Source organism: Shimia sp. R9_2 (assembly GCF_017743735.1).
GTDB lineage: Bacteria > Pseudomonadota > Alphaproteobacteria > Rhodobacterales > Rhodobacteraceae > Shimia.
Map to the genome: position 1 here is coordinate 912,567 of NZ_JAGHRO010000001.1, position 24,992 is coordinate 937,558.

21 protein-coding genes, 1 tRNA gene and 1 pseudogene are annotated in these 24,992 nt (G+C 60.5%); 13 read left to right on the forward strand and 10 right to left on the reverse strand.

Annotated features, from left to right (window positions below; genetic code table 11):
- The first annotated feature begins 85 nt into the window (after positions 1–85).
- The 4 genes from hisS to J7400_RS04280 all read left to right on the forward strand — a co-directional run bounded on the left by hisS (position 86) and on the right by J7400_RS04280 (position 5,988).
- Positions 86–1,588 (forward strand): histidine--tRNA ligase, encoded by a 1,503-nt coding sequence (gene hisS / locus J7400_RS04265; protein ID WP_209059958.1) that lies wholly within the window; start codon positions 86–88, stop codon positions 1,586–1,588.
- Entirely contained in the window at positions 1,588–2,673 is a 1,086-nt protein-coding gene (locus J7400_RS04270; RefSeq protein WP_209059969.1) for an ATP phosphoribosyltransferase regulatory subunit, read from the forward strand. Before hisS ends, J7400_RS04270 begins: the two co-directional genes overlap by 1 nt.
- Positions 2,670–3,368 carry an ATP phosphoribosyltransferase gene (gene hisG / locus J7400_RS04275; RefSeq protein ID WP_209059971.1) on the forward strand — a complete coding sequence of 233 codons (699 nt, stop codon included), beginning with the start codon at positions 2,670–2,672 and terminating at the stop codon, positions 3,366–3,368. Before J7400_RS04270 ends, hisG begins: the two co-directional genes overlap by 4 nt.
- Positions 3,369–3,627: 259 nt before the next feature.
- Positions 3,628–5,988, forward strand: coding sequence for a Tex family protein (locus J7400_RS04280; RefSeq protein ID WP_280637974.1), 2,361 nt, complete (start codon positions 3,628–3,630; stop codon positions 5,986–5,988).
- A gap of 66 nt (positions 5,989–6,054) precedes the next feature.
- Here J7400_RS04280 and aroQ read toward each other — a convergent pair whose 3' ends face one another.
- Positions 6,055–6,492, reverse strand: coding sequence for a type II 3-dehydroquinate dehydratase (gene aroQ, locus J7400_RS04285; RefSeq protein ID WP_209059975.1), 438 nt, complete (start codon positions 6,490–6,492; stop codon positions 6,055–6,057).
- A 217-nt stretch (positions 6,493–6,709) separates the two neighbouring features.
- Here aroQ and J7400_RS04290 point away from each other — a divergent pair, with 217 nt between their 5' ends.
- Positions 6,710–7,819 (forward strand): MHYT domain-containing protein, encoded by a 1,110-nt coding sequence (locus J7400_RS04290; protein ID WP_209059990.1) that lies wholly within the window; start codon positions 6,710–6,712, stop codon positions 7,817–7,819.
- A gap of 229 nt (positions 7,820–8,048) precedes the next feature.
- Entirely contained in the window at positions 8,049–9,029 is a 981-nt protein-coding gene (locus J7400_RS04295; protein WP_209059994.1) for a class I SAM-dependent methyltransferase, read from the forward strand.
- A 375-nt stretch (positions 9,030–9,404) separates the two neighbouring features.
- On the opposite strand, the pseudogene J7400_RS04300 reads toward J7400_RS04295, so the two are convergent.
- The 8 genes and pseudogenes from J7400_RS04300 to cofG all read right to left on the reverse strand — a co-directional run.
- A pseudogene (locus J7400_RS04300) lies at positions 9,405–10,267 on the reverse strand (IS3 family transposase); the annotation flags it as partial.
- Between the two features lie 226 nt (positions 10,268–10,493).
- A complete protein-coding gene (locus J7400_RS04305) occupies positions 10,494–11,525 on the reverse strand; it encodes a TIGR03842 family LLM class F420-dependent oxidoreductase (protein ID WP_209059997.1) in 1,032 nt (343 codons plus the stop codon).
- A gap of 44 nt (positions 11,526–11,569) precedes the next feature.
- Entirely contained in the window at positions 11,570–12,238 is a 669-nt protein-coding gene (npdG, locus tag J7400_RS04310; RefSeq protein ID WP_209060007.1) for an NADPH-dependent F420 reductase, read from the reverse strand.
- The gene (gene cofE / locus J7400_RS04315) at positions 12,235–12,999 is read right to left on the reverse strand and encodes a coenzyme F420-0:L-glutamate ligase (protein WP_209060009.1); all 765 of its coding nucleotides are present in this window, start codon (positions 12,997–12,999) and stop codon (positions 12,235–12,237) included. The genes npdG and cofE overlap by 4 nt, the downstream gene beginning before the upstream one ends.
- On the reverse strand, positions 12,996–13,625 hold the full coding sequence (gene cofC, locus J7400_RS04320; protein WP_209060020.1) for a 2-phospho-L-lactate guanylyltransferase: 630 nt from the start codon (positions 13,623–13,625) through the stop codon (positions 12,996–12,998). Before cofC ends, cofE begins: the two co-directional genes overlap by 4 nt.
- On the reverse strand, positions 13,622–14,593 hold the full coding sequence (gene cofD / locus J7400_RS04325) for a 2-phospho-L-lactate transferase (protein WP_209060022.1): 972 nt from the start codon (positions 14,591–14,593) through the stop codon (positions 13,622–13,624). Before cofD ends, cofC begins: the two co-directional genes overlap by 4 nt.
- Positions 14,590–15,846, reverse strand: coding sequence for a 5-amino-6-(D-ribitylamino)uracil--L-tyrosine 4-hydroxyphenyl transferase CofH (gene cofH / locus J7400_RS04330; protein WP_209060025.1), 1,257 nt, complete (start codon positions 15,844–15,846; stop codon positions 14,590–14,592). Before cofH ends, cofD begins: the two co-directional genes overlap by 4 nt.
- Positions 15,825–16,973 (reverse strand): 7,8-didemethyl-8-hydroxy-5-deazariboflavin synthase CofG, encoded by a 1,149-nt coding sequence (gene cofG, locus J7400_RS04335; protein ID WP_209060032.1) that lies wholly within the window; start codon positions 16,971–16,973, stop codon positions 15,825–15,827. Before cofG ends, cofH begins: the two co-directional genes overlap by 22 nt.
- A 471-nt stretch (positions 16,974–17,444) precedes the next feature.
- Here cofG and J7400_RS04340 point away from each other — a divergent pair, with 471 nt between their 5' ends.
- From J7400_RS04340 to J7400_RS04370, 7 genes are all read left to right on the forward strand, one after another.
- Positions 17,445–18,278: a xanthine dehydrogenase family protein subunit M gene (locus J7400_RS04340; protein WP_209060034.1), complete on the forward strand. Its 834-nt coding sequence runs from the start codon at positions 17,445–17,447 to the stop codon at positions 18,276–18,278.
- An 11-nt stretch (positions 18,279–18,289) separates the two neighbouring features.
- Positions 18,290–18,784: a (2Fe-2S)-binding protein gene (locus J7400_RS04345; protein ID WP_209060036.1), complete on the forward strand. Its 495-nt coding sequence runs from the start codon at positions 18,290–18,292 to the stop codon at positions 18,782–18,784.
- The gene (locus tag J7400_RS04350; protein WP_209060038.1) at positions 18,781–21,210 is read left to right on the forward strand and encodes an aerobic carbon-monoxide dehydrogenase large subunit; all 2,430 of its coding nucleotides are present in this window, start codon (positions 18,781–18,783) and stop codon (positions 21,208–21,210) included. Before J7400_RS04345 ends, J7400_RS04350 begins: the two co-directional genes overlap by 4 nt.
- Positions 21,211–21,290: 80 nt before the next feature.
- Positions 21,291–22,157, forward strand: a complete 867-nt coding sequence (locus J7400_RS04355; protein ID WP_209060045.1) for a MoxR family ATPase — start codon at positions 21,291–21,293, stop codon at positions 22,155–22,157.
- A complete protein-coding gene (locus J7400_RS04360) occupies positions 22,157–23,359 on the forward strand; it encodes a VWA domain-containing protein (protein ID WP_209060059.1) in 1,203 nt (400 codons plus the stop codon). The genes J7400_RS04355 and J7400_RS04360 overlap by 1 nt, the downstream gene beginning before the upstream one ends.
- 27 nt (positions 23,360–23,386) lie before the next feature.
- Positions 23,387–24,157, forward strand: a complete 771-nt coding sequence (locus J7400_RS04365; protein ID WP_209060061.1) for an XdhC family protein — start codon at positions 23,387–23,389, stop codon at positions 24,155–24,157.
- Between the two features lie 115 nt (positions 24,158–24,272).
- Positions 24,273–24,725 carry a carbon monoxide dehydrogenase subunit G gene (locus tag J7400_RS04370; protein ID WP_209060064.1) on the forward strand — a complete coding sequence of 151 codons (453 nt, stop codon included), beginning with the start codon at positions 24,273–24,275 and terminating at the stop codon, positions 24,723–24,725.
- A gap of 76 nt (positions 24,726–24,801) precedes the next feature.
- Here J7400_RS04370 and J7400_RS04375 read toward each other — a convergent pair.
- Positions 24,802–24,878: transfer RNA gene (locus tag J7400_RS04375), tRNA-Met, on the reverse strand.
- Between the last annotated feature and the right edge of the window lie 114 nt (positions 24,879–24,992).

Sequence of the window (24,992 nt, forward strand, 5' to 3'; positions counted from 1 at the left end):
GCGCTGTCATAAAGCCTTTCCTTGCTCCTCTGCTGGGCATTCTGTAAAGGCACAAGCGACGTAATTTCACTCAGGGACCATGGATATGGCCAAGCAGAAGAAAGCCCCCCGCCCCAAGGCAGTCACGCCAAAGGGGTTCCGCGACTATTTTGGTGTGGAGGTGACCGAGCGCACCGAGATGCTGCATCAGATCGCCGGGGTCTATCATCGCTATGGTTTTGAGGCGCTTGAGAGCAGCGCGGTGGAAACTGTTGAGGCGCTGGGCAAGTTCCTGCCGGATGTGGACCGCCCCAATGAAGGCGTGTTTGCCTGGCAGGAATTTGACGAGAAAGATCAGGGTGACTGGATGGCCCTGCGCTATGATCTGACCGCGCCGTTGGCTCGGGTTTATGCGCAGCACCGCAATGATTTGCCCAACCCTTATCGCCGCTATGCGATGGGGCCAGTGTGGCGCAACGAAAAGCCCGGACCGGGGCGTTATCGTCAGTTTTATCAATGTGATGCAGACACCGTGGGCACGGCGAGCATGGCAGCGGATGCGGAAATCTGCGCGATGCTGTCTGATACGCTGGAGACCGTGGGCATTCCGCGCGGGGATTTCCTTGTGCGGGTGAACAACCGCAAGGTCATGAACGGTGTGCTGGAAGTGATGGGGCTTGGCGACGATCAAGCCGCCCGCGACAACGTGCTGCGCACCATCGACAAGTTTGACAAGGTGGGCGAGAGCGGCGTGCGTGAGCTGCTGGGCAAAGGCCGTCTGGATGCCTCCGGTGCCTATATCGACGGTGTGGGCCTGTCTGACGATCAGATCGAGCCGGTGATTGCCTTCCTGACCTCCAAAGCGGACGATGTGGCAAAGACCTTTGACAATCTACGTGGAGCGGTCGGGGCCTCCAAAGTGGGCGCTGAGGGCATTGCCGAGCTCGAACAGATTGGCGAGCTGCTGGCCGCAGGTGGCTATGGCAGTGACCGGATTGAGATTGACCCCTCCATTGTGCGTGGATTGGGCTATTACACCGGTCCGGTGTTTGAGGCAGAGCTGACCTTCGAAATTCTCGATGAGAAGGGCCGCAAGCGGCAGTTTGGCTCGGTGTCCGGCGGTGGGCGGTATGATGGTCTGGTGAAGCGGTTCACCGGGCAGGAAGTGCCTGCGGTTGGGGTGTCCATCGGGGTGGATCGCCTGCTGGCGGCGCTGCGCGAAAAGGGCCGTATGGGTGGCGTGGCCACGGGGCCTGTGGTGGTGACCGTGATGGATCGCGACCGGATGGCGGATTATCAGGCCATGGTGGCGGAGCTGCGCAATGCGGGCATTCGCGCCGAGGTTTACCTTGGCAATCCGAAGAACTTCGGCAACCAGCTGAAATACGCGGACAAGCGCAACAGCCCTGTGGCTGTGATCGAAGGTGGTGACGAGAAAGCCAACGGTGTGGTGCAGCTTAAAGACCTGATCCTGGGCGCAAAAATTGCCGAGAGCGCCACATTGGAAGAGTGGAAAGAGCGCCCGAGCCAGTTTGAGGTGCCACGCGGTGATCTGGTTGCGAAGGTGCGCGAAATTCTGGCGTCTCAGAGCGAAGAGCAGGCGGGCTGATGGCACAAAAATCCAAAATCCGCGCGCGGGCGGCAGCGCTGGCTGCTGACTTTGAAGCGGCGGGTGCGGTGCCGGTGGAAACGCCGATTCTGCTGCCTGCGGACGCGCTTCTGGACCTGTATGGCGAAGACATTCGCGGGCGCGCCTATGTGACCTCGGATGCGCTGCGCGGGGAGCAGATGCTGCGGCCCGATTTCACGGTGCCTGTGGTGCAGATGCATATGGCGCATGGGGCGGAACCGGCACGCTATACCTATGCGGGTGAGGTGTTCCGGCGGCAGGAAGATGACCCTGCGCGGGCCAATGAATATATGCAGGTCGGCTATGAGGTGTTTGACCGCGAGAACCCTGCGGCGAGTGACGCCGAGGTGTTTGCGGTGATGCAAGACGCGCTGAAAGGCGTGGAATTGCGCGCCTCCACCGGCGACATTGGCATACTGGCCGCCGCTGTGGCCGGGCTTGAAACCACCGAGCGGCGCAAGCGCGCTTTGGCACGCCACATCTGGCGGCCCCGGCGGTTTAAGGCGCTGCTGGATCGGTTTGCTGGGCGCAGTGAGGTGCCTGCAAGTCGGGCGGCGCTTTTGGCGGCGGATGATCCGATGGCGCATGGCTTCACCGATATTGGTCTGCGGTCGCAGGCCGAGGTGGCGGCGCGTATTGAGGCGTTGCGCGAAGATGCGGCGGCGCCGCCGATCTCGCCCTTGCAGGTGGAGCTGATCGAAGCGCTGCTGAATGTGCGAGAGACGCTGCCCAATGCGCTTGAGCATATCCGCGATCTGGCGGTGGACATGTCCGCGATCAGCGGAGCCGCACGCCGGTTGCGCGAGCGTATGGAAGCGCTGGATGCGCGTGGTGTGGATGTTGAAAGCCTTGAGTTTGAGGCCAGCTATGGCCGGACCTCAATGGAATATTACGACGGGTTTGTCTTTGGCTTTTATGTGCCGGATCGGGCGGATTTGCCTGCGGTGGCGACTGGCGGACGTTATGATGCGCTGACGCAAGTGCTTGGCCAGGGGCGGGAAATTCCCGCTGTGGGTGGCGTGATCCGTCCCGGTGTGTTGGTCGATCTGGAGGACGCGGCATGAGCATCAAGCTGGGTGTGCCCTCCAAAGGGCGGCTGATGGAGAAGACCTTTGACTGGTTTGGCGCGCGCGGTGTGCAGCTAAGCCGGACAGGGTCGGATCGTGAATATGCAGGGGCCGTTGAAGGCGTTGAGGGCGTGGAGCTGGTGTTGCTGTCCGCAGGAGAAATCCCCCGTGAGCTGGCGGCGGGGCGCATTCACCTTGGCGTCACGGGCACCGATCTGGTGCGCGAAAAGCTTGGTCAGTGGGAGCAGCAGGTTGCGGAGCTGGCGCTTTTGGGTTTTGGCCATGCGGATCTGATCATTGCGGTGCCGGGCTGTTGGGCCGATGTGGACACGCTCGATGATCTGGATGCGGCGGCCTCGGCGTTCCGGGAGGCCCATGGGTTCCGGATGCGGATTGCCACCAAATACCACCGCCTGGTGCGGGAGTTCCTGCGCGACAACGGCGTGGCGGATTATCAGCTGGTGGACAGCCAAGGTGCGACCGAAGGCACGATCAAGAATATGACGGCGGAAGGCGTGGCGGATATCACCTCGACAGGGGATACGCTGCGGGCCAACCACCTGAAAATCCTGTCAGATGCCTTGGTGCTGAAGTCGCAGGCGACGCTGTTTAAAAGCCGCAAGGCGGCCATGACGGATGAAGAGCGCGCGACCATGAAGGCGCTTTTGCGGACGCTGGAGCTTGATGGGTAACGCCCGGAGCAAAGGCGGCTCAGCCGCCGCCGGGCATCGCCCGACCGACCGGACGGGAGGGCGATTTTGCTGACAATATCGCATATTGCAAACACCGGAGGGGTGCCGCTGAGATAAAGCGGCATCCTTTTTTGTGGGTCGCCCACCCTCGGTCGGGCGTTGCCAATGGGCGGTATTTCTCTGAGCGGGGCGTTCCGCTCTTGGCCCCACGGCAGGCAATGCTAAGAAGGGTGCTCCAATGATTTTCAGGAGAGCCCCCTTGGATACGAGCACGCGCATTTTCCGCACCATTGCTGGCGAGATTGCCGCCAAACCCGATCAGGTTGGGGCGGCTGTGAAGCTTTTGGATGAGGGCGCGACAGTGCCGTTTGTGGCGCGCTACCGCAAAGAGGTGACAGGTGGGCTGGATGACAGCCAGCTGCGGACCTTGGCGGATCGGCTGGCTTATCTGCGGGAGCTGGAAGCGCGGCGCGAGACCGTGGCGGCCTCGATCACCGAGCAGGGCAAGATGACCGATGCGCTGGCCAAGGCCATTGTGGGGGCTGAGACCAAAGCTGCGCTGGAAGACATTTACCTGCCTTACAAACCCAAGCGCCGCACCAAGGCGATGATTGCGCGCGAAAACGGGTTGGCCCCGCTGGCAGAGGCGATTTTGGCGGATCGCAATGCGGATCCGGAGGCACTGGCGGCGGGCTATGTCACCGAAAACGTGGCCGACGTGAAAGCAGCGCTGGATGGCGCGCGCGATATTGTTGCGGAAGGGCTGACAGAGAACGCCACGCTTTTGGGCGAGCTGCGCAGCTTCTTGCAAAAAGAGGCGATTGTGGCGGCCAAGGTGATTTCTGGCCAGGAACAGGCGGGCGCGAAGTTTTCGGATTACTTTGAGCACTCAGAGCCGTGGTCCAAAGTGCCAAGCCACCGCGCGTTGGCGATGATGCGCGCCTCCAAGGAAGGCGTGATCTCGCTAGACATTGGCCCCGATCCGGAGGGCGGCAAGGAGCGCGCAGAGGCGATGGTGGCGAGCTATCTCGACACCCGCAGCGAGGCGCCCGGTGATCTGTGGCTGCGCAAAGTGGCGGGCTGGACCTGGCGGGTGAAGCTGAGCCTGACGATGACCGTGGATCTGATGGGCGAGCTGCGTGCGCGGGCGCAGGAAGAGGCCATTGCCGTGTTTGCGCGCAACTTGAAAGACCTCCTGCTGGCAGCTCCTGCGGGGGCGAAGGCGACACTGGGTCTGGACCCGGGTATTCGTACGGGCTGTAAAGTGGCGGTGGTGGATGCCACCGGCAAGCTGCTGGATACGGCCACGATTTATCCTTTCCAACCAAAGAATGATGTGCGCGGCGCTGAGGAGACCTTGCTGGCGCTGATTGCCAAGCATGGCGTGGAGCTGGTTGCGATTGGCAATGGCACCGCGAGCCGGGAGAGCGAGAAGCTGGTGGGCGAGGTGCTGAAGCATTTGCCCAAAGGTGTGAAAGCGCCGACCAAAGTGGTGGTGAGCGAGGCCGGGGCCTCTGTTTACTCCGCAAGCGAGCTGGCGGCGCGGGAGTTCCCGGGGCTGGATGTGTCTTTGCGCGGCGCGGTGTCGATTGCGCGGCGTTTGCAGGATCCGCTTGCGGAATTGGTGAAGATTGAGCCGAAGTCCATCGGGGTTGGCCAGTATCAGCACGATGTGGATCAGCACCGTTTGGGCAAGTCGCTGGAAGCCGTTGTAGAAGACGCGGTGAACGCGGTGGGTGTGGACCTGAATATGGCCTCCGCACCGCTCTTGGCGCATGTGTCCGGTCTTGGGCCGGGGCTGGCGGAAGCGATTGTGGCGCATCGCGATGAAAACGGCGCCTTTGGCTCGCGCAAAGAGCTTCTGAAAGTGGCGCGCTTGGGGCCGGTGGCCTTTGAGCAATGCGCGGGGTTCTTGCGGATCACCGAAGGGGATGAGCCGCTTGATGCCAGCGCAGTGCACCCGGAAGCCTATGATGTGGCGCGTAAAATTGTCTCTGCCTGTGGGCGGGATGTGCGCAGCCTTATGGGCGATGGCGCGGCGCTGAAACGCCTGCGGGCGGAGGAGTTTGTCTCCGAGAAGTTTGGTCTGCCAACGGTGCGCGACATTCTGAGCGAGCTGGAAAAGCCGGGGCGTGACCCGCGCCCGACGTTCAAGACCGCGACCTTTGCCGATGGGGTGGAAGAGATTTCAGACCTCAAGCCTGGCATGGCGCTGGAAGGTACGGTGACCAATGTGGCGGCCTTTGGGGCGTTCGTGGATGTGGGCGTGCATCAGGATGGTCTGGTGCATGTGAGCCAGCTGGCGGATCGCTTTGTGAAAGACCCGCATGAGGTGGTGAAAGCCGGGGATGTGGTGAAGGTCACGGTGACGGAAGTGGATGTGCCGCGCAAACGCATCGGCCTGTCCATGCGCAAGGATGGCGGAGCTTCGGCCAAAGAAGACCGCAATGCACGCGCTGGGTTTGGCGGCAAAGGGCGCGGTGGGCCTGCTGGCGGACCGCGTGGGAAAGGACCGCGCGGTGCCGGCGGCGGAGGCAACTACAGTGCCAAGCCCAAGCAGCAGGACAGCGGCAATGGCGCATTGGGCGCTGCGCTGATGGATGCGATGCGGAAGAAGTGATGAGGGGAGGGCGGCGCCTGCCGGGGGGCAGGCAGGCGCAGACCTCCCTGCGGTCGGTCGGAAGGATTAGCCGAGCAACGTTCCCATGCGGCGCACGGCCAGAGCGTAGCCTTCCACGCCAAAGCCTGCGATCACACCTTCTGCGCGGGCCGACACATAGGAGTGGTGCCGGAAGGCTTCGCGTTTGTGGATGTTGGAGATATGCACCTCCAGCACCGGCCCCTCAAAAGTGTTAAGCGCATCGAGAATGGCCACGGACGTGTGGCTGTAGGCGGCGGGGTTGATGATGATCCCGGCCGCTTGCGCGCGGGCCTCGTGGATCCAGTCGACCAGCTCGCCTTCGTGATTGGATTGCAGCAGCTTCACCGACAAGCCAAGCGCGGTCCCGACCGCGGCGCAGGAGGTTTCAACATCGGCCAGCGTGTCGTGGCCGTAAATCTCCGGCTCGCGTTTGCCCAGAAGGTTCAGGTTGGGGCCGTTGAGGATGTAGATTGTGCTGCTCATCTGCGCTCTGCCTTTTGTGGTGCTTCCGACCTAGCCGGAAACGGCGGGCCGGGGCAATAGGGCGCAAAAACGCGCAGGAAATCTGTGACATAGGAGAAAAAACCGGTGCGGCACTTCTAACGCCATAAAAGTGCGGGAGAAAATTGCCTTTGAACGGGGGCTTTGCTAGCGTCGCCACAGCAACCAAAACGGCAGCGATCGGGGGAGGGTCACAGGCGTGTTGGATTTTTCGCACAACCCCTGGCTTGTGGCGACGTCATTGGCGGTGGCGCTGATGGCGGGGTTCACCGGGTTGTCGCTCACACGCGGGGCCAATGCGCTTCCCGATGCGCGGCGCAAGATTGTGGTGGCGCTGGCGGCGGTGGTGCTCGGCGGCGGCATTTGGTCGATGCATTTTGTCGCCATGCTGGGGCTGCAACTGCCGATCCTGTTTTTCTATGACGCGCTGATCACCTTGATCTCTGCGCTGGTGGCGATCCTGATGGTCGGGCTGGCGCTGTTGCTGCTGCATTTCAGAGAACGCTCGCCGCAGGTGATCCTTGGGGCAGGTGTGATTGTCGGCCTTGGCATTGTGGTGATGCATTATGTCGGCATGGCCGGGATGCAGCTGTGCCGACCAGTTTATGGCGTGCTGGATGTGGTGATCTCCACCGTGGCCTCTGTGGTGCTGTCGATTCTGGCGATCTGGGTCGCCTATGATGCGCGCACACAGCGCAATATTGTGCTGGGCACGGTGTGTTTTGGCTTTGCCGTGTTTTCCATGCATTTTGTGGCGATCCTGCTCACCGGGTTTCTGCCCAGTGAGGCCGCCGCTGTCGCCGGACCAGCGCTCGACAATCAGGTGCTGGCCATGGGGGTCACGCTGGCGGTGTTTCTGATTTGCGGGGCTTTCTTGCTGACCGGGATCACCTTCATCGCCCCGCAAGAAGACACCGAGACCGCACCATCAGAGCCCGCCGCAGAGCCTGCGCCGACGCCACAGCCTGTGGCGGCCACGGCGGGGGTGCCGTTTGAGCGTGAAGGGCAGACGTTTTTTGCGGATCCGACGCAGGTCGCAGCCATTCGGGCGGAGGGGCATTATACGGTGCTCTATCTTGGGGCGGAGAAGCTGTTTTGCCCCTGGTCCATCACGGAGGCGGCCAACCGTCTGGAGGCGAGCGGGTTCTTGAGGGCGCACCGCAGCTATCTGATCAACCCGAGCCATGTGAGCAGCTTTGAGCGCAACAAGGACAATGGCACGCTGTATTTTGAGACGGTGGAGTCGCTCAGCAAGGTGCCGGTGAGCCGCTCCCGCATGGGGCCGCTGCGCGAGGCGCTGGGGTTGTGAAAGGGGGCAGAGCTTTCCAGTTAAGCCCTCGCTTAATGGGGGAAATTCAAAAAGCTCGATTTTCGGTATGCCCCGTTAGTTTTAAAGATCTCCCAAGTTTGCACATATTTGGCTCGCCCTGAACATTCCGACCTTCCAGTGGCTTGAAATGCTAAGAGCAAAGTGCTTGATACGGGATCGAATTGTCACTGCATTTCAGTGATCATTTCTACACTTCATAGGAGCAATCATGAGTTCAAAAAAATCTCTAGCAGCGCGAGCTATCGGCCGAGTTCGCGGGGCGTTTGGCGTTATAACAGGAACACATGTTGCATCGCCATCTGAAGTTGAGCTCGATTCAGCAAAAGAAACTCTGGCTGAGATCAATGTCGGAGAAATTTTGGCGCGCGTTCCTGCAGGATTTCGTGGAGCAGAGTTCACTCCTGTGGACTATGTTTGGTGGAATTTCCTCTGTCGTTCTAGGACAATTGATATGTTTCCGACGGAGTTAGCCGCATCAAAAGCTGCGGTAAAACGCATTAACGATTTCTATAGTTCTAATGTTGAGCGCTTTGGTATCACTAGAGGCAATTTTTTTGGTGGAAGCATCAAAGATGATGAAGCGGTGACGCTGCATCGTCTGATCATAGAGCAAAAACCAAAGAATGTTGTGCAAATTGGCACCTTTATTGGCTATTCTGCCGCTATTATTGCAGACGCTCTTCGGCAAAATGGCTCTGGAAGGCTGATTTGCATTGATCCTGAAATCCAACACCGCTCAAGTGGGAACCCGGTTGATGTGGCGAAAGAGCTTTTTGCCAATATGGGCCTTTCAGATATTGTGTCATTCGAAACAGGTTGGAGTTCAGGCCGGATATCCCATGGATATGACGCCAAGGTTACGAGCGTTGATTTAGAGAAAGCGCGCATGATGAATATCCCTGTGGTCGGAAGGGACGTTTTGCAGGCTGTAGAAGAGGGAGTGGATTTTGCGTTTGTGGATGGGGACCACTCAACGGCTTTTACTCTCATGGATTTCCATATGATTAGAGAATACCTCAATAAAGGGGGTATTGTGCTTTTTCATGATGCATTCTCTTGGCCGTCAGTCGCACAGGCGCTTTCGATTATTTGGAGTGACATACTCTTCTTTACTAAGAGTACGAGCGAGTTTTTTGATCTCGACGTTCGTAAGGGGCGAGATGGCTTGGCGATTATAAGAAAGAAGTAGTCTCGTTGCCCACATCCTGGCATTGTTTGCGATGGGTTAGCTTGACTGTTTTTATGTCAGAAACGTGTTTGGCGGGGGTGGTTATTTCTTGTTTCGGCAATGCGTCTCAGGGGGCTGCTGACTATTGGTTGCACAGGGAAAAGTTTTAGGCGCGGTGAATTCAGTTGCTGCGAAGCGCGACTTTCTTACACATGTGTTGTTGGACGCAAGTCGTACAGGAACTGCAAAGTGCAAGCGGCCCCCTTTGAATGCAGCTCGGCCACCCCATCGCCGGTTTCAAGCTTTTTAGACGCGGGCGGTCCGACCTGCCCCGATGCGCCCTCACTCGCAACGAGAGTCTGCGGGTCTGTTTTAATATTCGGCGACTTTGGTATGGGCAAGCGCGTCGGGCACGGAACCCTCAATTTGCTCAAGCGTCAGAAACGCTTTTGTGGGCGTTTGATTGCCGAACGATGAGTGCGGTCTGACGTTGTTGTAGTGGTATCGCCAGAGCGCCAGCTTTCGGCGGGCATCTTCCAAGCTCTCTAACATCTCTTCGTTCAATGGCTCGTCGCGGATACAGCCGTTGAAGCTCTCGAAGAAGGTATTCTGCTGCGGCTTGCCTAGATCAATGTAGTGCCAATCGACGTTGTTGTCTTTCGCGCATTTCAGGATCGCCCGACTGGTGAACTCTATTCCATTATCGCTGACAATGCTGGCGTGCTTGCCATTTATGCAAACCAGCGAATCCAGTTCTCGCGCCAAACGGGCGCTGGAGATCGATGTGTCTGCGATCAGCCCCAGATTTTCACGAGAATAATCAGCATTCACTGCCATAATACGGAACCGGCGCGATGCACTGAACGTCTCTGACTGAAGGTCTAGCGACCAACGTGCACCGGGCCATAGGACCTCTGGCATCGGTGTTCGTGATCCTCGGGCGCGCTACCTACCTCGTCGGCGTCTGACACCCAGTTTCTCTTCGGTGTAGAGGCGATACAAATTCATCTGGTTCATAATGCACCCTTCGTGCTCAATTATCACGCCGATCCGGCGATAATCAAATCTGCGTCGCTTGGCAGCGATCCCCTTCATCTCCTTGCGGATCTCCGGATTGTCAGGCGGACGGTCGCGCCTGACGGTCTTGGGGTCGACACCGACAAGACGGCATGCGCAGCGCTGCGAGATGTCATGATCCCGCATTGCCAACAATGCTCCTCGCGTCGCTTGACCGGCGTCGTCAGCTCTTTCCCAGCAACCCCTACACTACAACGCGGGAGATTTTTGGGGGCAGGCCATACCCTTCACTAAGCATTGCAGCTCTTTACAACCGACAATCACTCACCTGTAGATCTTTAGAGCAACTACTTTTATTGAACTAGCTAAGCGTTTGGAAATTAGTTCACATCTCATCGAGCAGTCCCCCCGCTCCAACGCAGTAAACCGGCCCCATAGGTCACGGAGCCGGTTATGTCTGGGGCAGATTTATTCCGCTGCGATGGCCTCGTCGGCCTGCGCTTGGAAGGCCGGAATGATGTGGTTGCCGTAGTCGGAGATGATTTTCTCCTCCTCGCCATTGTCCAGATAGATGTTGAACTGTGTCACACCGGCCTCTTTGAGCGCGTTGAGCTTGCTGATGTGCTCGTCGATCTCGCCCAGAACGCTGAAGCTGTCGACGATGTCATCGGTGATGAAGTCGAGGTAGGGGTTATCGCTCTGGCCGTGTTTGGAATAGTCATAGCCTTTACGGTCTTTGATGTATTCGGTCAGGGCTTTGGGGATGTCTTCGCGCTCGGTGCCGTATTTCTCAACGATGTCAGCGACGTGGTTGCCGACCATGGCGGGGAACCATTTGGTGGCTTCGCGGCCTTTGGCGCGGTCGCCTGTGTAGGCTGGCGCGGCGGCCATGACGCCGAAGTTGGACATGTCGCGGCCTTCGGCTTCGCCTGCGGCAATGGCCTGATCGGTTAGCCATTTGATGATTGCAGGTTCGGCAATCTGCAGGATCAGACCATCACCGACGCGGCCTGCCGAGGACAGGGCCTTGGGGCCATAGGCGGCGACCCAGACGGGGAGTTCATAGCCGGTGGCCCATGGGAACTGGATCGGGTTTGGCGCGTCGCCATATTGTGCCTCATCGCCGCGCACGAGGGCTTTCACAACATGGGTAAACTCCTCAAGGCGGGCGAGGGGGGCAGGTTTTTTGCCCATCACGCGCACGGCGCTATCGCCGCGGCCAAGACCAAGTTCAAAGCGGTTGCCGGATTGCTTGGCAAGGGAGCCAAAGAGCGAGGCGGCGTGGGACCAGTCGCGGGTGTTCGGGTTGGTGACGCAAGGCCCGAATTTCATCTTGGTGGTGTGCTCCATGCACATCGCCATGGCCACATAGCTTTCGCGCCACAGGATGTGGCTGTCATAGAACCAGCAGTAGGTGAAGCCTGCGTTTTCGGCTTGGCGCACAAGTGCCTTGGCGCGCTCCGGCTCAACGAAGCCTTTAAAACAAATACCAAATTCCATGGGGGTCTCCTTGTTGGGTGTTGTTGTGTTTGGGGGCGGGTGGATCAGTGATCCGGCGCCCAGACTTTGATGCCGGCGTGGGAAAACGGCACGGCTTTGGAAATATTGGTGCGGATCAGGATCGGGGTGATCGCCTCGACACAGCGGGCGGCCTGTGCGGGGCCTGCGTTATAGGCGGTGACGCCAAGCTTCTCGCAGAGTTCCATGACCTTTTTGCGCGCGGCCAGCTGGTTGCCGCAGACAAGGATGTCGCAGTTGATGTCCCACTCAAGCGTGTTCAGGGTGACCGCAGAGACATTGTGCAACGCGCCAATCACCGGGATGTCGGCCCCGAGAATGGCCTGCGCGGCCTCGGTTGCGGAGCCTTCGGGCGGCATGTCCACAAGCTTGGGATCGCCCTCTGCCAGCGGCACCACGATGTCGACGAGGATCTTGCCCGCGAGATGGGGTTTGAGCGCCTCCAGCGTGGCGTTGTGGCCCGCAAACGGCACTGCTAGGATCACCATTTCGTCGGCGGCCTGTGTGGCGCCTTCGTTGTCGGCACCGGTGATCGGGGCGGCGTCGGCGGCCAGTTTGGCCTGAAGCTCGCTGGCGATCTCGCTGGCGCGGGCGCCGTCCCGCGAGCCGAGCACCACCGGCACGCCCGCGCGGGCAAAGCGCAGCGCGAGACCTTGGCCCTGTGGGCCGGTGCCGCCGATAATTGCAATTGTCATCTGAACATATCCTCTTTCTTTTTGCGGACCAGATCGCTGGCCTGTCCGGTGTTTCCATCCCAGGTGAGGCCCCGGATCACCACGAGGGGTGTCTGTGAGGCTTTGGAGATTGCGAGGCCCGAGGCGGCGGCCAGTTCATCGCCAAAGGCCGGTTGTGTGACCGCCAGATCACGGCCATGAGCGTCTTTGTTGCCGACCTCGGATTTGAGCGCGGGCAGCCCGGCCATGCCGATGGCCACATTGACCTGCCCCAGCCGCCACGGGCGGCCGAAGGTGTCAGAGATCACCACGCCCAGACGGGTCTGAAACCGCGCGGTGAGGGCCGCGAGCAGCGCGGCGGCGCTGGCGTCGGGATCGCGGGGCAAGAGGAGCGCCATGTCCTCGCCGCCGATGTTGGATTGATCGACGCCCGCATTGGCAGAGATGTGGCCGCTGACATGTTCACAGATCAGCGTGCCTTCGCCCGCGTCGGGGTGTTTCCAGCTTTTGACCACGCGCGCGCTTTCGCGCAGCACCACCTCGACCTTGCGCGGGTCTTTGGAGATACGCTGCGCCAATGCGTTTGCCTCCTCACCCGGGGTGACGGTGGCGAGATCAACCAGCAGCCCTTCGGCTTTGGACACCACCTTTTGGGCGACAATCAGAATGTCATTGGGCTCCACGCCGATCGGCTCCAGAGCCTCGGCAAGGATGGCGGCGAGATCGTCGCTGGGGTGGATTTCTGGGATGCCGGGGACAGCGATGATGGAAAGCGCGCTCATAGGGCCTGTTGTCCTGTGGAGGGGCGTTGGCGCAGCTGTTGGATCTGGGCCAAATCGCGGGTGGTATCGACGTCAAAGCGCAGGGTGCTGCTGCGCAGGATGTGGCAGGCGAGACCCGCGCGAGCAGCGGCTTTGCGGTGCGCACGAAAGGAACCGGGGCCAAAGCAGAACTCAAATTCGGCCTCGGGATGGAGCATCAGGCAGTTGGTGCCGCCATCGCTGGATTCACAGAGCGCGGCGGCGGTGGGCGGCAGGGTAAGCCGTGACAGCTGCGCGATGTCGGTGGCAGAGAGCAGGGCGAGATCGCCGGGCAGGATGGCCAGATGCGCAAAGCCTTGGTCTGCGGCCCAAAGCTTGGCCTGCGTGCAGGCGCTGTTGAGGCCCTGTGCGACCTCTTCCATCAGCACGGCGGCCCCGTGCGCGCGCGCTTTTTCGGCAATGAGAGGGCTGGCGGTCACCACCACCACCGAGGCGTCACATTGCGCCGCTGCGATCTGATCAAGCGTGCGTAGGAACAGGGAGAGGGCGAACCTCTGCCGCTCTTGCGGGGGCAGGGCGTCGCTGAGGCGGGTTTTGGCCTGTTTCGGGTCCTTCATCGGAATGGCGATCAGCAGCTTGCTCGTCATGCGCAGACCTCATCCGGAGCAGGGGCCAAGGGAGACAGGTTGGCGAGATGCAGCAGGCGCTGCGCCAGCGCGCATTTGTCGGTGCGGGTTTGCATTACGGTCTGCTCGACATGGAGGGGCAGGTCGGTTGCCACCTGATCCCCGGCGTCGGTGACGTCGATCACCAACCCGTCGATCAGCCCGTCATAGAGATCGGCGATATAGGCGGTGGAAGGCGTGAGACCGAGGCTTTGCAGCATTTTGTCCGCCGGTCCTTTGAGCGCGCGGCCCCCCACAAAGGGGCTGACCGCAAGGCGGGGGGCGGTGGCCTGTGCCAAGGTCTCGCCGATCCCGGGGATGCCGAGAATGGGCATGATCGACATCAGGGGATTGCTGGGGGCAATCACGATCAGGTCGGTGTCGGTGATCGCGTCCAGTGCTGCCGGATTGGCGCGTGCGGTTTCCTGCCCCTCATAGGCCAGATCGCGCACCGCAGGGCGGCATTGGTCGCGTACGAAGTACTCCTGAAAGCTTTGCCAACCGCTTTCTGTACAGACGCGGGTTGGCACTTGATCCTCGGTGGAAAGGAGCAGCCGCGCAGAGATGCCAAGGGCTTTGGCGATGTGATCTGTGATGTCTTGGCGCGCGCGGCCCTGCACCAATTGCATGGTGCGGAAGATGTGCAGGCCGAGGTCACGGTCGCCCAGCGTCATCCATGTTTCTTGTCCCAGATCCTTAAGGACCGAAAGCGCGCGCAGGGCGTCGTCTTCTACGCCCCAGCCTTGTGCGCGGTTGATGCGGTCGCTCAGAGTGTAGAGCATGGTGTCCACATCCGGTGACACCCAGAGACCGTGGAAGCTGTCGTCATCGCCGATGTTGCAGATCACGCGCAGATCAACATTGCCCAGATGCGCAAAGCCTTCGGCCATTTTGGCACCGCCAACGCCGCCAGCGATCAGGGTGACACGGGTTTGAGACAGGCCGCTCATTCTGCGGCCACCCGAGTGGTGTCTTCCTCAAGGAAGGCCAGCGGATCCTGGCCCTGACGGGCGACAAGGGGGGCTTGGGCGTCCGGGGTGTGGTCGTCGTAGGTTTCCAGCGTGTCATAGACCGTGTTGCGGCGCACCGGGATGCGGCCTGCGGCGCGGATGATCTCGACCATTTCGGCGGCCATGATCTCCTGCCCGTTTTTGGCACCGGCAGAGCGGCTGATGCTTTCGTTCATCAGGGTGCCGCCCAGATCGTTCACGCCGCGATCCAGCATGTAATGCGCGCGCTCGGCACCGAGTTTGGTCCAGCTCACCTGAATGTTGTCGATCTGGCCGTGCAGGAAAATGCGGCTGACGGCGTGCATCTTTTCGGTTTCATAATGGGTCGGGCCGGGGCGGACAAGCTCCGGATTGGCGGTGAAGAGCGGGGAGTCCTCATGCACAAAGCTGAGCGGGACCAGCTCTGTGAAACCGCCGGTGTCTTTCTGAATGTCGCGCAGGATGCGCATGTGCTGCGCCCATTGTTTGGGGCCGTCGATATGGCCGTACATGATGGTGGCGGTGGTTTTCAACCCGACGGAATGGGCGGCGCGGATGATCTCGACCCAGCGCTCGGCGCTGAGCTTGTTCTTGGTCAGCTGTTTGCGGATGTCCGTGTCCAGAATTTCGGCGGCGGTGCCGGGCATTGAGCCAAGGCCGCATTCTTTGAGATCCTGAATGAAATCGGCAAAGGACAGTTTGGTTTTGGCCGCGCCGTACCACACCTCAAAGGGCGAAAACGCGTGGATGTGCATGTCGGGCAGTTCAGCTTTCAGCCCGAGCAGCAGATTGCGGTATTCATGTCCTGACATTTTGGGGTGCAGGCCACCTTGGATGCAGACCTCGGTGGCACCGCGGTTCCAAGCCTCCACGGCGCGGGCGACAACCTGATCCACATTGAGCCACTCAGCACCCGCATCTTCGCGGCGTTTGGCAAAGCCGCAGAATTTGCAGCCCATGTAGCAGACGTTGGTGAAGTTGATGTTGCGGTTCACAACAAAGCTGACCTGATCGCCATTGGCGCGGTGGCGCAGCTGGTCCGCAACCGCGGAGATTGCCGCGATGTCTGCGCCCTGCGCGGCAAAGAGGGTTTCGCCCTCCTGTTCGCTGATCTCCTGACCCTCAAGGGATTTCTCAAGGATGGCGCGCACAGCGGGCGAGGTGCCGTGCAGCGAAACGGGGGCGGGGCCGATCACGCGGTTGTGGTCAAGCATGTCTCTTCCTCCTGTTGCAGCGCGAGCCCGTCTGCGCGGGCCTGTGCCTTGGCGCGCTGTGCCAATTCCGGCGCCATGAAGCGGGCGCTGCGCTTGAGATAGGCGGGGTAAACGGTGAGGCGTTCCTGCAGCTGGTGGCCGGTGCGCGCGGTGTTTTCGGCCAGCGTGCGGATCTCGGGCCACTCGTGCTGCGGGTTGATAAAGTCGATGGTCACCGGGCTGATGCCGCCCCAGTCGTTGATCCCGGCGCTGAGATATTCCAGATGCCGGGCGCTGAGGTTCGGAGGGGCTTGAAGGCTGACATCGGCGGGCAGGATCAGACGCGCGGCGGCGAGCGTTTTGAGCATGTCCTGAAGGCTGGGCTCCGGATGGTGCTCCATGGCGATGCCAGGCTTGGCTTGAAAGTTCTGCACGATCACTTCCTGCACATGGCTATAGGTCAGATGGCTTTCGCGAATGGCGTGCAGCGCTTCTATGCGTTCTTCCCAGGTCTCGCCGATGCCGATCAGAAGGCCGGTGGTGAAGGGGATCTCAAGCCGCCCTGCGCGTTCCAATGTGCGCAGGCGTTGCACCGGGGTTTTGTCGGGGCAGGCGTAATGCGCCATGCCTTTTTTCATCAGACGCCGACTGGTGGTTTCCAGCATCATGCCCATGGAAGCGCTGACCGGTTTGAGCTGTGCCAGTTCGTCCTCAGTGAGAGAGCCTGCGTTGACATGGGGCAGCAGGCCGGTTTCATCCAGCACCAGCCGACACATGTCGCTGAGGTAGTCGACCAGAGTGTCATAGCCATAGGCCGCCAGCGCCGCGCGGGCCTTTTCATAGCGTTTCTCTGGCTTCTCCCCGAGGCTGAAGAGCAGCTCTTTGCAGCCCTTGGCTTCGCCGCGTTTGGCGGAGGCGAGAACCTGCTGAGGCGACATGAGTTGCGCGGCCGGGTCATCGGGGTGTTTGACAAAGGTGCAGTAGCCGCAGGTGTCGCGGCACATGTTGGTCAGGGGCACAAAAACCTTGCGCGAGTAGGTCACCGTTTTGCCCCAGTGGCTGTCACGCATGTCACGTGCCCGCGCCATTAGCGTCTCAAGATCAAGGGCTTGCAGTGCGTCTGCCGTCAGTTTGAGTGGGTCGGTCATGGGGCCTCCTGTTGGAGGTAGGGTTTGACCAATTGATCAAAAAAGCCAGAAAAAAATTTTACCAAACGATAAAATAAGCAAAATAGTCAGGAATCCGCATGAATTTGATGAAATTGCGGGCGGTTTGGGAGGCGGCGCGCTGCGTTCAGCGTCTGATTGCGCCGAGAGAATCGCTTTTGCGCCTCAGAGGAGATTCGCCTTTTTGTGCCGTTTGAGGCGAGCGGGCAGAGTTTGCGGCGCTCTTGAGAGGGGCGTGTGGCGCGTCAGGTCCGTCAGCAGAGGGGGGATTGTGGCTTGCGCCATGTCGGCGGCGCATTTGGTGGATTTCCCGGGTTTCGCAACTCGTGCAGCCTATTCGCATTTCGTGCAACGAACCGCGCGGGCTGTTTTTAAAGGCTGGCGCGGGTCCACTGCTGTTGGCGGACTGGTTGTCGGAGGCGCGCACTGGGCGTGCCAGGGAGGACAAGCCAGATGATACCAGCGGGGTTCGAATACTACCGGCCGTCTGACATTACGTCAGCGGTTTCGATTTTGCAGGAACATGGAGATGAGGCGCGGGTGATCGCGGGCGGGCACAGCCTGATCCCGATGATGAAACTGCGCATGGCCGATATGGGCCATCTGATTGATCTGCAGGATATTGATGCCTTGAAGGGCATTGAGATTGGCAGCGATGCGGTGACCATCGGGGCGATGGTGACGCAGCATGAGCTGATCACACATGAGGGGCTGTCAAACGCCGTTCCACTGATCAAAGAGGCGGCACTTTTGATTGCGGATCCGCAGGTGCGCTACATGGGCACGGTGGGCGGCAATGTCGCGAATGGCGATCCGGGCAATGACATGCCGGGGTTGATGCAGTGCCTGAACGCGCGCTTTGAGCTGAGCGGGCCAGACGGGGTGCGCGAAGTGGCGGCGCGTGAGTTCTATGAGGCGGCTTATTTTACCGCGCGCGAGGATGAGGAGATCCTGACGCGGATCACCATTCCTGTTCCGGCGGGCGGCACCGGCTATGCCTATGAAAAGCAGAAGCGCAAGATTGGCGATTATGCCACGGCGGCGGCGGCTGTGATGATTGGCGGCGGCACGGCGTCGGTGGCGATGACCAACCTCGCGGACACGCCGATCTGGTCTGACGCGGCTGGCGCGGCGCTGGCGGCGGGGGACGTTGACGGCTGTGTCAGCGCGATGATGGGCGCGATTGATCCGGTGGCGGACAACCGTGGCCCAATCGAATTCAAGAAACATGTGGCTGCCGTGATCCTGCGCCGCGCGATTGCGCGTGCGCAGAGCCGTGCGAGCTGAGGGGGGAAATCATGTCAAAGATGCATGTAAAGATGACCGTGAATGGGAAAGAGGTGGAAGGGCTTGCGGAGCCGCGCACGCTTTTGATCCATTTTTTGCGTGAAAACCTGAACATCACCGGGCCGCATATCGGCTGTGAGACCTCCCATTGCGGGGCCTGCACGGTGGATCTGGACGGCAAGTCTGTCAAAAGCTGCACCGTGTTTGTGGCCCAAGCGCAGGGCAAAGAGCTGACCACGGTGGAAGGTCTGGTGAATGAGGACGGCAGCCTTGGTGTGTTGCAGGAGATGTTCCGTGAGCATCATGGTCTGCAATGCGGCTTCTGCACGCCGGGGATGATTACCCGCGCGCACCGCTTGTTGCAGGAGAACCCGAACCCAACCGAGGAAGAGATCCGCTTTGGCATGGCGGGCAATATCTGCCGCTGCACCGGATACCAGAACATTGTGAAGTCGATTGCGGCTGCGGCGGACACGCTGAACGCTCAGAAGGAGGCGGCAGAATGAATGATCTGACCCCAACCCCCGAAGAACGCGCTGCCAATCTGAAAGGCATGGGTTGCGCTCGCAAGCGCGTGGAAGACGTGCGCTTTACCCAAGGGCGCGGCAACTATGTGGATGACATCAAGCTTGACGGCATGCTGTTTGGCGACTTTGTCCGCTCGCCTTACGCCCATGCGCGGGTGGTGAGCATCAATTCTGAGGAGGCCATGAAAGTGCCCGGCGTGGTGGCTGTGATCACTGCGGCGGATCTGGAGCCGCTGGGTTTGCACTGGATGCCGACACTGGCCGGTGACAAGCAGATGGTGCTGGCTGATGGCAAAGTGCTGTTTCAGGGCCAAGAGGTGGCCTTTGTGGTGGCCGAAGATCGCTATGCGGCGGCCGATGCGGTGGAACTGGTGGAAGTCGAGTACGAAGAGCTTCCTGTCATCGTGGATCCGTTTGAGGCGTTAAAATCCGATGTGGTGCTGCGTGAGGATACGGTGGATGCCAACGGCAAAGCCACCGACGGCGCACATGGTCCGCGCAATCACCCCAACCACATCTTCACCTGGGAACAGGGTGATGAGGCGGCAACCGAAGCGGTGATGGCAGAGGCCGAAGTGGTCGCAGAAGAGACCATGTATTACCACCGCACCCATCCGTGCCCGCTGGAAACCTGCGGCTCTGTGGCCAGCATGGATAAGGTGACCGGCAAGCTCACACTCTGGGGCACGTTTCAGGCGCCCCATGCGATCCGCACCGTGGTGTCGCTGATTTCCGGCATTGAGGAGCACAATATCCGGGTGATCAGCCCCGATATCGGTGGCGGCTTTGGCAATAAGGTGGGGGCCTATTCGGGCTATGTCTGCTCGGTTGTGGCCTCGATTGTCACCGGCAAGCCGGTGAAATGGGTCGAGGACCGGATGGAAAATCTGATGACCACGGCTTTCGCGCGGGACTACTGGATGAGCGGCAAGATTTCCGCCACCAAGGACGGCAAGATCACCGGGCTGCACTGTCATGTGACCGCAGATCACGGCGGCTTTGACGCCTGCGCCGACCCGACCAAATTCCCGGCCGGATTCATGAACATCTGCACCGGCTCTTATGACATTCCGACGGCCTATCTGGCGGTGGATGGGGTTTATACCAACAAAGCACCGGGCGGGGTGAGCTATCGCTGTTCCTTCCGTGTGACGGAGGCGGTCTACTTCATCGAGCGTATGATTGAGGTGCTGGCGATCAAGCTCAATATGGATGCCGCAGAGCTGCGCCGGATCAACTTCATCAAGAAAGAGCAGTTCCCTTATCAGTCCGCGCTGGGCTGGGAATATGACAGCGGGGATTACCACACCGCCTGGGACAAGGCGATGGAGGCTGTGGATTACCAAGGCCTGCGCGCGGAACAGGCGCAGCGGATTGAGGATTTCAAGGCGGGCAAGACCCGCAGCCTGATGGGCATTGGCCTGACCTTCTTTACCGAGATTGTCGGGGCGGGGCCGGTAAAGAACTGTGATATCCTTGGCCTTGGCATGTTTGACAGCTGTGAGATCCGCATTCACCCGACAGGTTCTGCGATTGCGCGGCTGGGCACGATCAGTCAGGGGCAGGGGCATGCGACCACATTTGCGCAGATCCTCGCCTCTGAGATTGGTTTGCCTGCGGACAGCATCACCATCGAGGAAGGTGACACAGATACCGCGCCTTATGGGCTTGGCACCTATGGGTCACGCTCTACCCCGGTGGCGGGGGCGGCCACGGCGATGGCGGGGCGGAAAATCCGTGCCAAAGCACAGATGATTGCGGCTTACCTCTTGGAAGTGCATGACAATGACGTCGAATTTGACGTGGATCGTTTTGTGGTCAAAGGCGCGCCGGAGCGGTTCAAGACAATGAAAGAGATCGCCTTTGCCGCCTATAATCAGGCCATTCCGGGGATTGAGCCGGGGCTTGAGGCGGTGAGCTATTATGATCCGCCCAATATGACCTATCCGTTTGGTGCTTATGTCTGTGTGATGGACATTGATGTGGACACCGGTGTGCCGGAAATCCGCCGCTTCTATGCGCTGGATGACTGTGGCACGCGGATCAACCCGATGATCATCGAAGGGCAGATCCATGGCGGCCTGACCGAGGCGCTGGCCGTGGCGCTGGGGCAGGAGATTGCCTATGATGAGATGGGCAATGTGAAGACCGGCACCTTGATGGATTTCTTCCTGCCGACCTCCTGGGAAGTGCCAAACTATGAGACAGATTACACCGTGACCCCAAGCCCGCACCATCCGATTGGAGCAAAAGGCGTGGGCGAGAGCCCGCATGTGGGCGGTGTGCCCTGTTTCTCCAATGCGGTGCATGACGCCTTCCGCGCCTTTGGTTTGACGCAGACCAATATGCCGCATGATCACTGGCGGATCTGGAAGACCGCCAACGATCTGGGCCTGCATGGCTGATCCGCTAAAGACCTCGCCCGCGTTGCGGGCGGGGGCCTCCGGCGGGGATATTTTGAGAATGAGAAGGTGAGGGGCGCGCGATGAGCGTGAACGATGTGCAATCTGCCTTGGCGGAAGAGGGCTATGTGGCGGATGCGCGCCTTGCGATGGCGCTGCATCTTGCGGAAACCCTGGGGCGGCCCCTGCTGCTGGAGGGGCCTGCGGGGGTTGGCAAGACCGAGGTCGCCAAGGCGATGGCGGCGGTGCATGAGACCAAGCTGATCCGGTTGCAGTGTTATGAGGGCTTGGACGCAAGTCACGCGATTTATGAGTGGAACTATCAGCGGCAGCTCTTGGCGATCCGCGCGTCTGAGGCGCAGGGCGGCTTGGCGGAGGCGGCGCTGTTTGGGGAAGATTATCTGCTAAAACGACCGCTTCTGGAAGCGATCACACAGGAGCAGCCGCCGGTGCTGTTGATTGATGAGATTGATCGGGCGGATGAGGAATTTGAGGCCTATCTTTTGGAGGTGCTGTCTGATTTCCAGATCACCATTCCGGAGGTGGGAACCGTTGAGGCGGTGACACGCCCGATGGTGATTTTGACCGCCAATGGCACGCGGGAGCTGTCAGACGCGCTGCGGCGGCGGTGTCTTTATGCTTATGTGGAATATCCGGATCGCGAGACCGAACTTGCGATCCTGCGCACGCGGATGCCGGAGATGGAAGGCCTGCTGGCGCGTCAGATTGTGGGCGTGGTGCAGGATTTGCGCCGCGAAGAGCTTGAGAAAGCGCCGGGGGTGGCGGAGATGCTGGACTGGGCGGCGGCGCTGGCGGGACTTGGGGTGAATGACCTGGCCCAGAGCCCGGAGGCGGTGCAGGCGACATTGGTGTGTCTGCTCAAGACCGCGGCGGACTATGATGCCGCTCCACGTGAAGTGATGGACCGGCTGATCGGGAAGGTCGCCTGATGCAGGTGACGCGGTTTCCCTCCCGTGCCGAAGGATTGGCCGACCGCATGGCGGGGTTCATGGCGCATTTGCGTATGAATGGCTTGCCTGTGGGCGTGGCGGAGACCGGCGATGCGCTGGCCGCTTTGGCGGCGGTGGAGGCGACGGATGTGGATCAGGCCCGTGAAGCGTTGTGTGTTCTGTTGTCTGGGGATGCGGAGAGCTGGCGCAAGTTTGACGACTTGTTTGATGCCTATTGGTTCAACGCAGGCAAGCAGCGGCAAGGCACGGCGAAAAACGTTCATGTGAAGGTGCAGGCCGCGCGGCCTTTGTTGTGGCAGACGCATTTTGGCGAGAGTGCTGAAGACGGCGTTGAGGGCGGCACCGAGAGTTCAGAAGACGCCTTTGCGCCGGATGCGGGCGATGGGGAGGCCGAGGGCACCGATGGGCGGCTGATTGCGACCCGGACGGATAACCTCTCCCGGCGGGATCTGCGGGAGTTGATGGATGAGGACAGTCTGCGCCGTGCCGAAGCGGCGGCGGTGAGAATTGCGCGCGTGATACGGGATCGGCGCTCGCGGCGGCGCAAACAGGCGCTGCGGGGGCAGCAGCTCGACATGCGGCGTATTCAGCGGGCCTCGCTGGCACGTGGTGGGGAGCCTATGGAGCTGCATCGGCGGGCGCGGCCGCCGAGACCGATGCAGATTGTGGCGCTTTGCGATGTGAGCGGGTCGATGACGGTTTATGCGCGGGTGTTTCTGGCCTTTCTCAAGGGGCTGGTGAGCAGTGAGACGCGCACCGATGCCTATCTGTTTCACACGCGGCTGATGCGGGTGACGGATGCGATGCGCGACCATGACACGCTGCGGGCGGCCTCTCGGCTGTCGCTGATGGCGGAGGGCTTTGGCGGGGGTACGGATATTTCCGGATCGCTGGAGCGTTTCCTGAACGGTTATGGCGCGCGGGCGCTGAACGGTCGGACGGTCGTGATCATCCTGTCGGATGGCTATTGCACCTCTGATCCGGAGGCGCTGGGCGCGGCTTTGGCAAAACTGAAGAAGAAGGCGCGGCGGATTGTCTGGCTGAACCCGCTGAAAGGCTGGCGGGACTATGCGCCGGTGGCGGCGAGCATGCAGGCGGCGTTGCCCTATCTGGACGCACATCTGCCGGCGAACACGCTTGAGGCGCTCGGCGCGCTGGAGCGAGAATTTGCCCGGCTTTGACGGTGCGTGGCTTTGAGGGAGGAGCGCATGGAGGCTTTTGACATATTTGATACGGTGGCGCGGCTGCGTGAGGAAGGGGCGCCGTTTTGTGTCGCAACTGTTGTGCGCACCGCCGATGTGACATCTGCCAAAGCAGGGGCGAAAGCGGCGGTCACGCAGAGCGGTGAGATCATCGGACATCTGGGCGGGGCCTGTGTGAAACGCGCGGTCAAAGAGGCGGCGGCAGAGGCTCTGGCGGCGGAGACGCCGCGCATGATCCGGGTGAAGCCTTCCGACAAAGTGGTGACCTTACTGGATCCGGACGGGGTGCAGACCTTCAAGAGCGGTTGTCCGTCAGGTGGCACAGTCGATGTGCTGATCGAGCCCTATCAACAGGCGCAGCGGCTGGTGATTTTTGGCGACACACCAATTGCGCAGTCGGTGGCGGCCCATGCCACGTTGGCTGGGTTTCGGGTGTGCCGTGGGGATGAAGGCGTGGGGCAGATCGAGGCGCGTGATTTTGTGCTGGTCGCCTCCCAAGGGCAACGGGACAGCGATGCGCTGCGCTCGGCGCTGGAGACCCCGGCGCGGCGGGTTTCGATGGTGGCGAGCCGCAAAAAAGCGGCGGTGCTCTGTGAGAAGCTGATCGCGGCAGGGCTGGAGGAGGCCAGGGTTGGTCGGCTGAAGAGTCCGGCGGGGCTCGATATTGGCGCGGTGGACCCACATGAGATCGCGCTGTCGATCCTTGCGGAGATCGTTCAGTGGCGCCGGATGGATCAAGCGGAAGCGGGAGAGGGCGGCGATGAGAAACTTGCTTGAGAGATGGCGGGCGTTTTGGGCCCCACGTGAAGATTTGACACCGGAGCAGGCTGCAGAAGAGGCGCTTCGGGTGTTTCCCAAATGTTGTTGAGACCAAGAAAGGCAGAGAGACCAGATGGAACTAAAAGATGAGATTCGCATTTCGGCACCCCGCGACGTGGTGTACCGGGCGCTCAATGACCCTGAGGTGCTGAAACAGTGCATTCCGGGCTGTGAAGAGCTGGAGCAGCACACGCCGGAGCATCTGGAGGCCAAAGTGGTGCTGAAAATCGGCCCGGTGAAAGCGAAGTTTGCGGGAGAGGTGTTTCTGGACACCAGCGGCGCGCCGGACGGGTTCACGCTCAAAGGTGAGGGCAAAGGCGGCGCGGCCGGGTTTGCCAAGGGCGGTGCCGAAGTCACCTTGGTTGAAGACGGTGCGGAGACCGTGCTGAGCTATGAAGCCAAGGCAGAGGTCGGCGGCAAGATCGCGCAGCTGGGCAGTCGGCTCATTCAAGGCACGGCGAAGAAACTCTCTGCGAAGTTCTTTGCACAGTTTGCGGAAGTCGTTGCGGAGCAGACAGCGGCGTAGGCAGGGATCTAAAATCCACTCACAGATCCCAAAAAGCGAAGCCCGGATGGCGATCCATCCGGGCTTCTGGAATTCTTGGTGGCGGTACAGGGACTTGAACCCCGGACACGCGGATTATGATTCCGCTGCTCTAACCAACTGAGCTATACCGCCGTAAGTGAGGTGCGATTTAGGGTGTTCCTGAGGTGGGGTCAAGAGAGAAATCTGCATTTCTGCGCGGGTTTTTTGATTTCGGAAAACCAGAGCGGCGCGGCGCGGAGGTTCCGC

What these genes read in the sequence shown, in the direction of transcription:
- cofE (WP_209060009.1), bottom strand. Translation starts at nt 12,999, where the DNA reads ATGAGCGCGCTTTCCATCATCGCTGTCCCCGGCATCCCAGAAATCCAC.
- npdG (WP_209060007.1), bottom strand. Translation starts at nt 12,238, where the DNA reads ATGACAATTGCAATTATCGGCGGCACCGGCCCACAGGGCCAAGGTCTC.
- J7400_RS04295 (WP_209059994.1), top strand. Translation starts at nt 8,049, where the DNA reads ATGAGTTCAAAAAAATCTCTAGCAGCGCGAGCTATCGGCCGAGTTCGC.
- cofD (WP_209060022.1), bottom strand. Translation starts at nt 14,593, where the DNA reads ATGAGCGGCCTGTCTCAAACCCGTGTCACCCTGATCGCTGGCGGCGTT.
- J7400_RS04365 (WP_209060061.1), top strand. Translation starts at nt 23,387, where the DNA reads ATGGAGGCTTTTGACATATTTGATACGGTGGCGCGGCTGCGTGAGGAA.
- aroQ (WP_209059975.1), bottom strand. Translation starts at nt 6,492, where the DNA reads ATGAGCAGCACAATCTACATCCTCAACGGCCCCAACCTGAACCTTCTG.
- J7400_RS04270 (WP_209059969.1), top strand. Translation starts at nt 1,588, where the DNA reads ATGGCACAAAAATCCAAAATCCGCGCGCGGGCGGCAGCGCTGGCTGCT.
- J7400_RS04350 (WP_209060038.1), top strand. Translation starts at nt 18,781, where the DNA reads ATGAATGATCTGACCCCAACCCCCGAAGAACGCGCTGCCAATCTGAAA.
- hisG (WP_209059971.1), top strand. Translation starts at nt 2,670, where the DNA reads ATGAGCATCAAGCTGGGTGTGCCCTCCAAAGGGCGGCTGATGGAGAAG.
- J7400_RS04355 (WP_209060045.1), top strand. Translation starts at nt 21,291, where the DNA reads ATGAGCGTGAACGATGTGCAATCTGCCTTGGCGGAAGAGGGCTATGTG.
- cofG (WP_209060032.1), bottom strand. Translation starts at nt 16,973, where the DNA reads ATGACCGACCCACTCAAACTGACGGCAGACGCACTGCAAGCCCTTGAT.
- J7400_RS04370 (WP_209060064.1), top strand. Translation starts at nt 24,273, where the DNA reads ATGGAACTAAAAGATGAGATTCGCATTTCGGCACCCCGCGACGTGGTG.
- cofH (WP_209060025.1), bottom strand. Translation starts at nt 15,846, where the DNA reads ATGCTTGACCACAACCGCGTGATCGGCCCCGCCCCCGTTTCGCTGCAC.
- J7400_RS04345 (WP_209060036.1), top strand. Translation starts at nt 18,290, where the DNA reads ATGTCAAAGATGCATGTAAAGATGACCGTGAATGGGAAAGAGGTGGAA.
- J7400_RS04340 (WP_209060034.1), top strand. Translation starts at nt 17,445, where the DNA reads ATGATACCAGCGGGGTTCGAATACTACCGGCCGTCTGACATTACGTCA.
- J7400_RS04360 (WP_209060059.1), top strand. Translation starts at nt 22,157, where the DNA reads ATGCAGGTGACGCGGTTTCCCTCCCGTGCCGAAGGATTGGCCGACCGC.
- J7400_RS04305 (WP_209059997.1), bottom strand. Translation starts at nt 11,525, where the DNA reads ATGGAATTTGGTATTTGTTTTAAAGGCTTCGTTGAGCCGGAGCGCGCC.
- cofC (WP_209060020.1), bottom strand. Translation starts at nt 13,625, where the DNA reads ATGACGAGCAAGCTGCTGATCGCCATTCCGATGAAGGACCCGAAACAG.
- hisS (WP_209059958.1), top strand. Translation starts at nt 86, where the DNA reads ATGGCCAAGCAGAAGAAAGCCCCCCGCCCCAAGGCAGTCACGCCAAAG.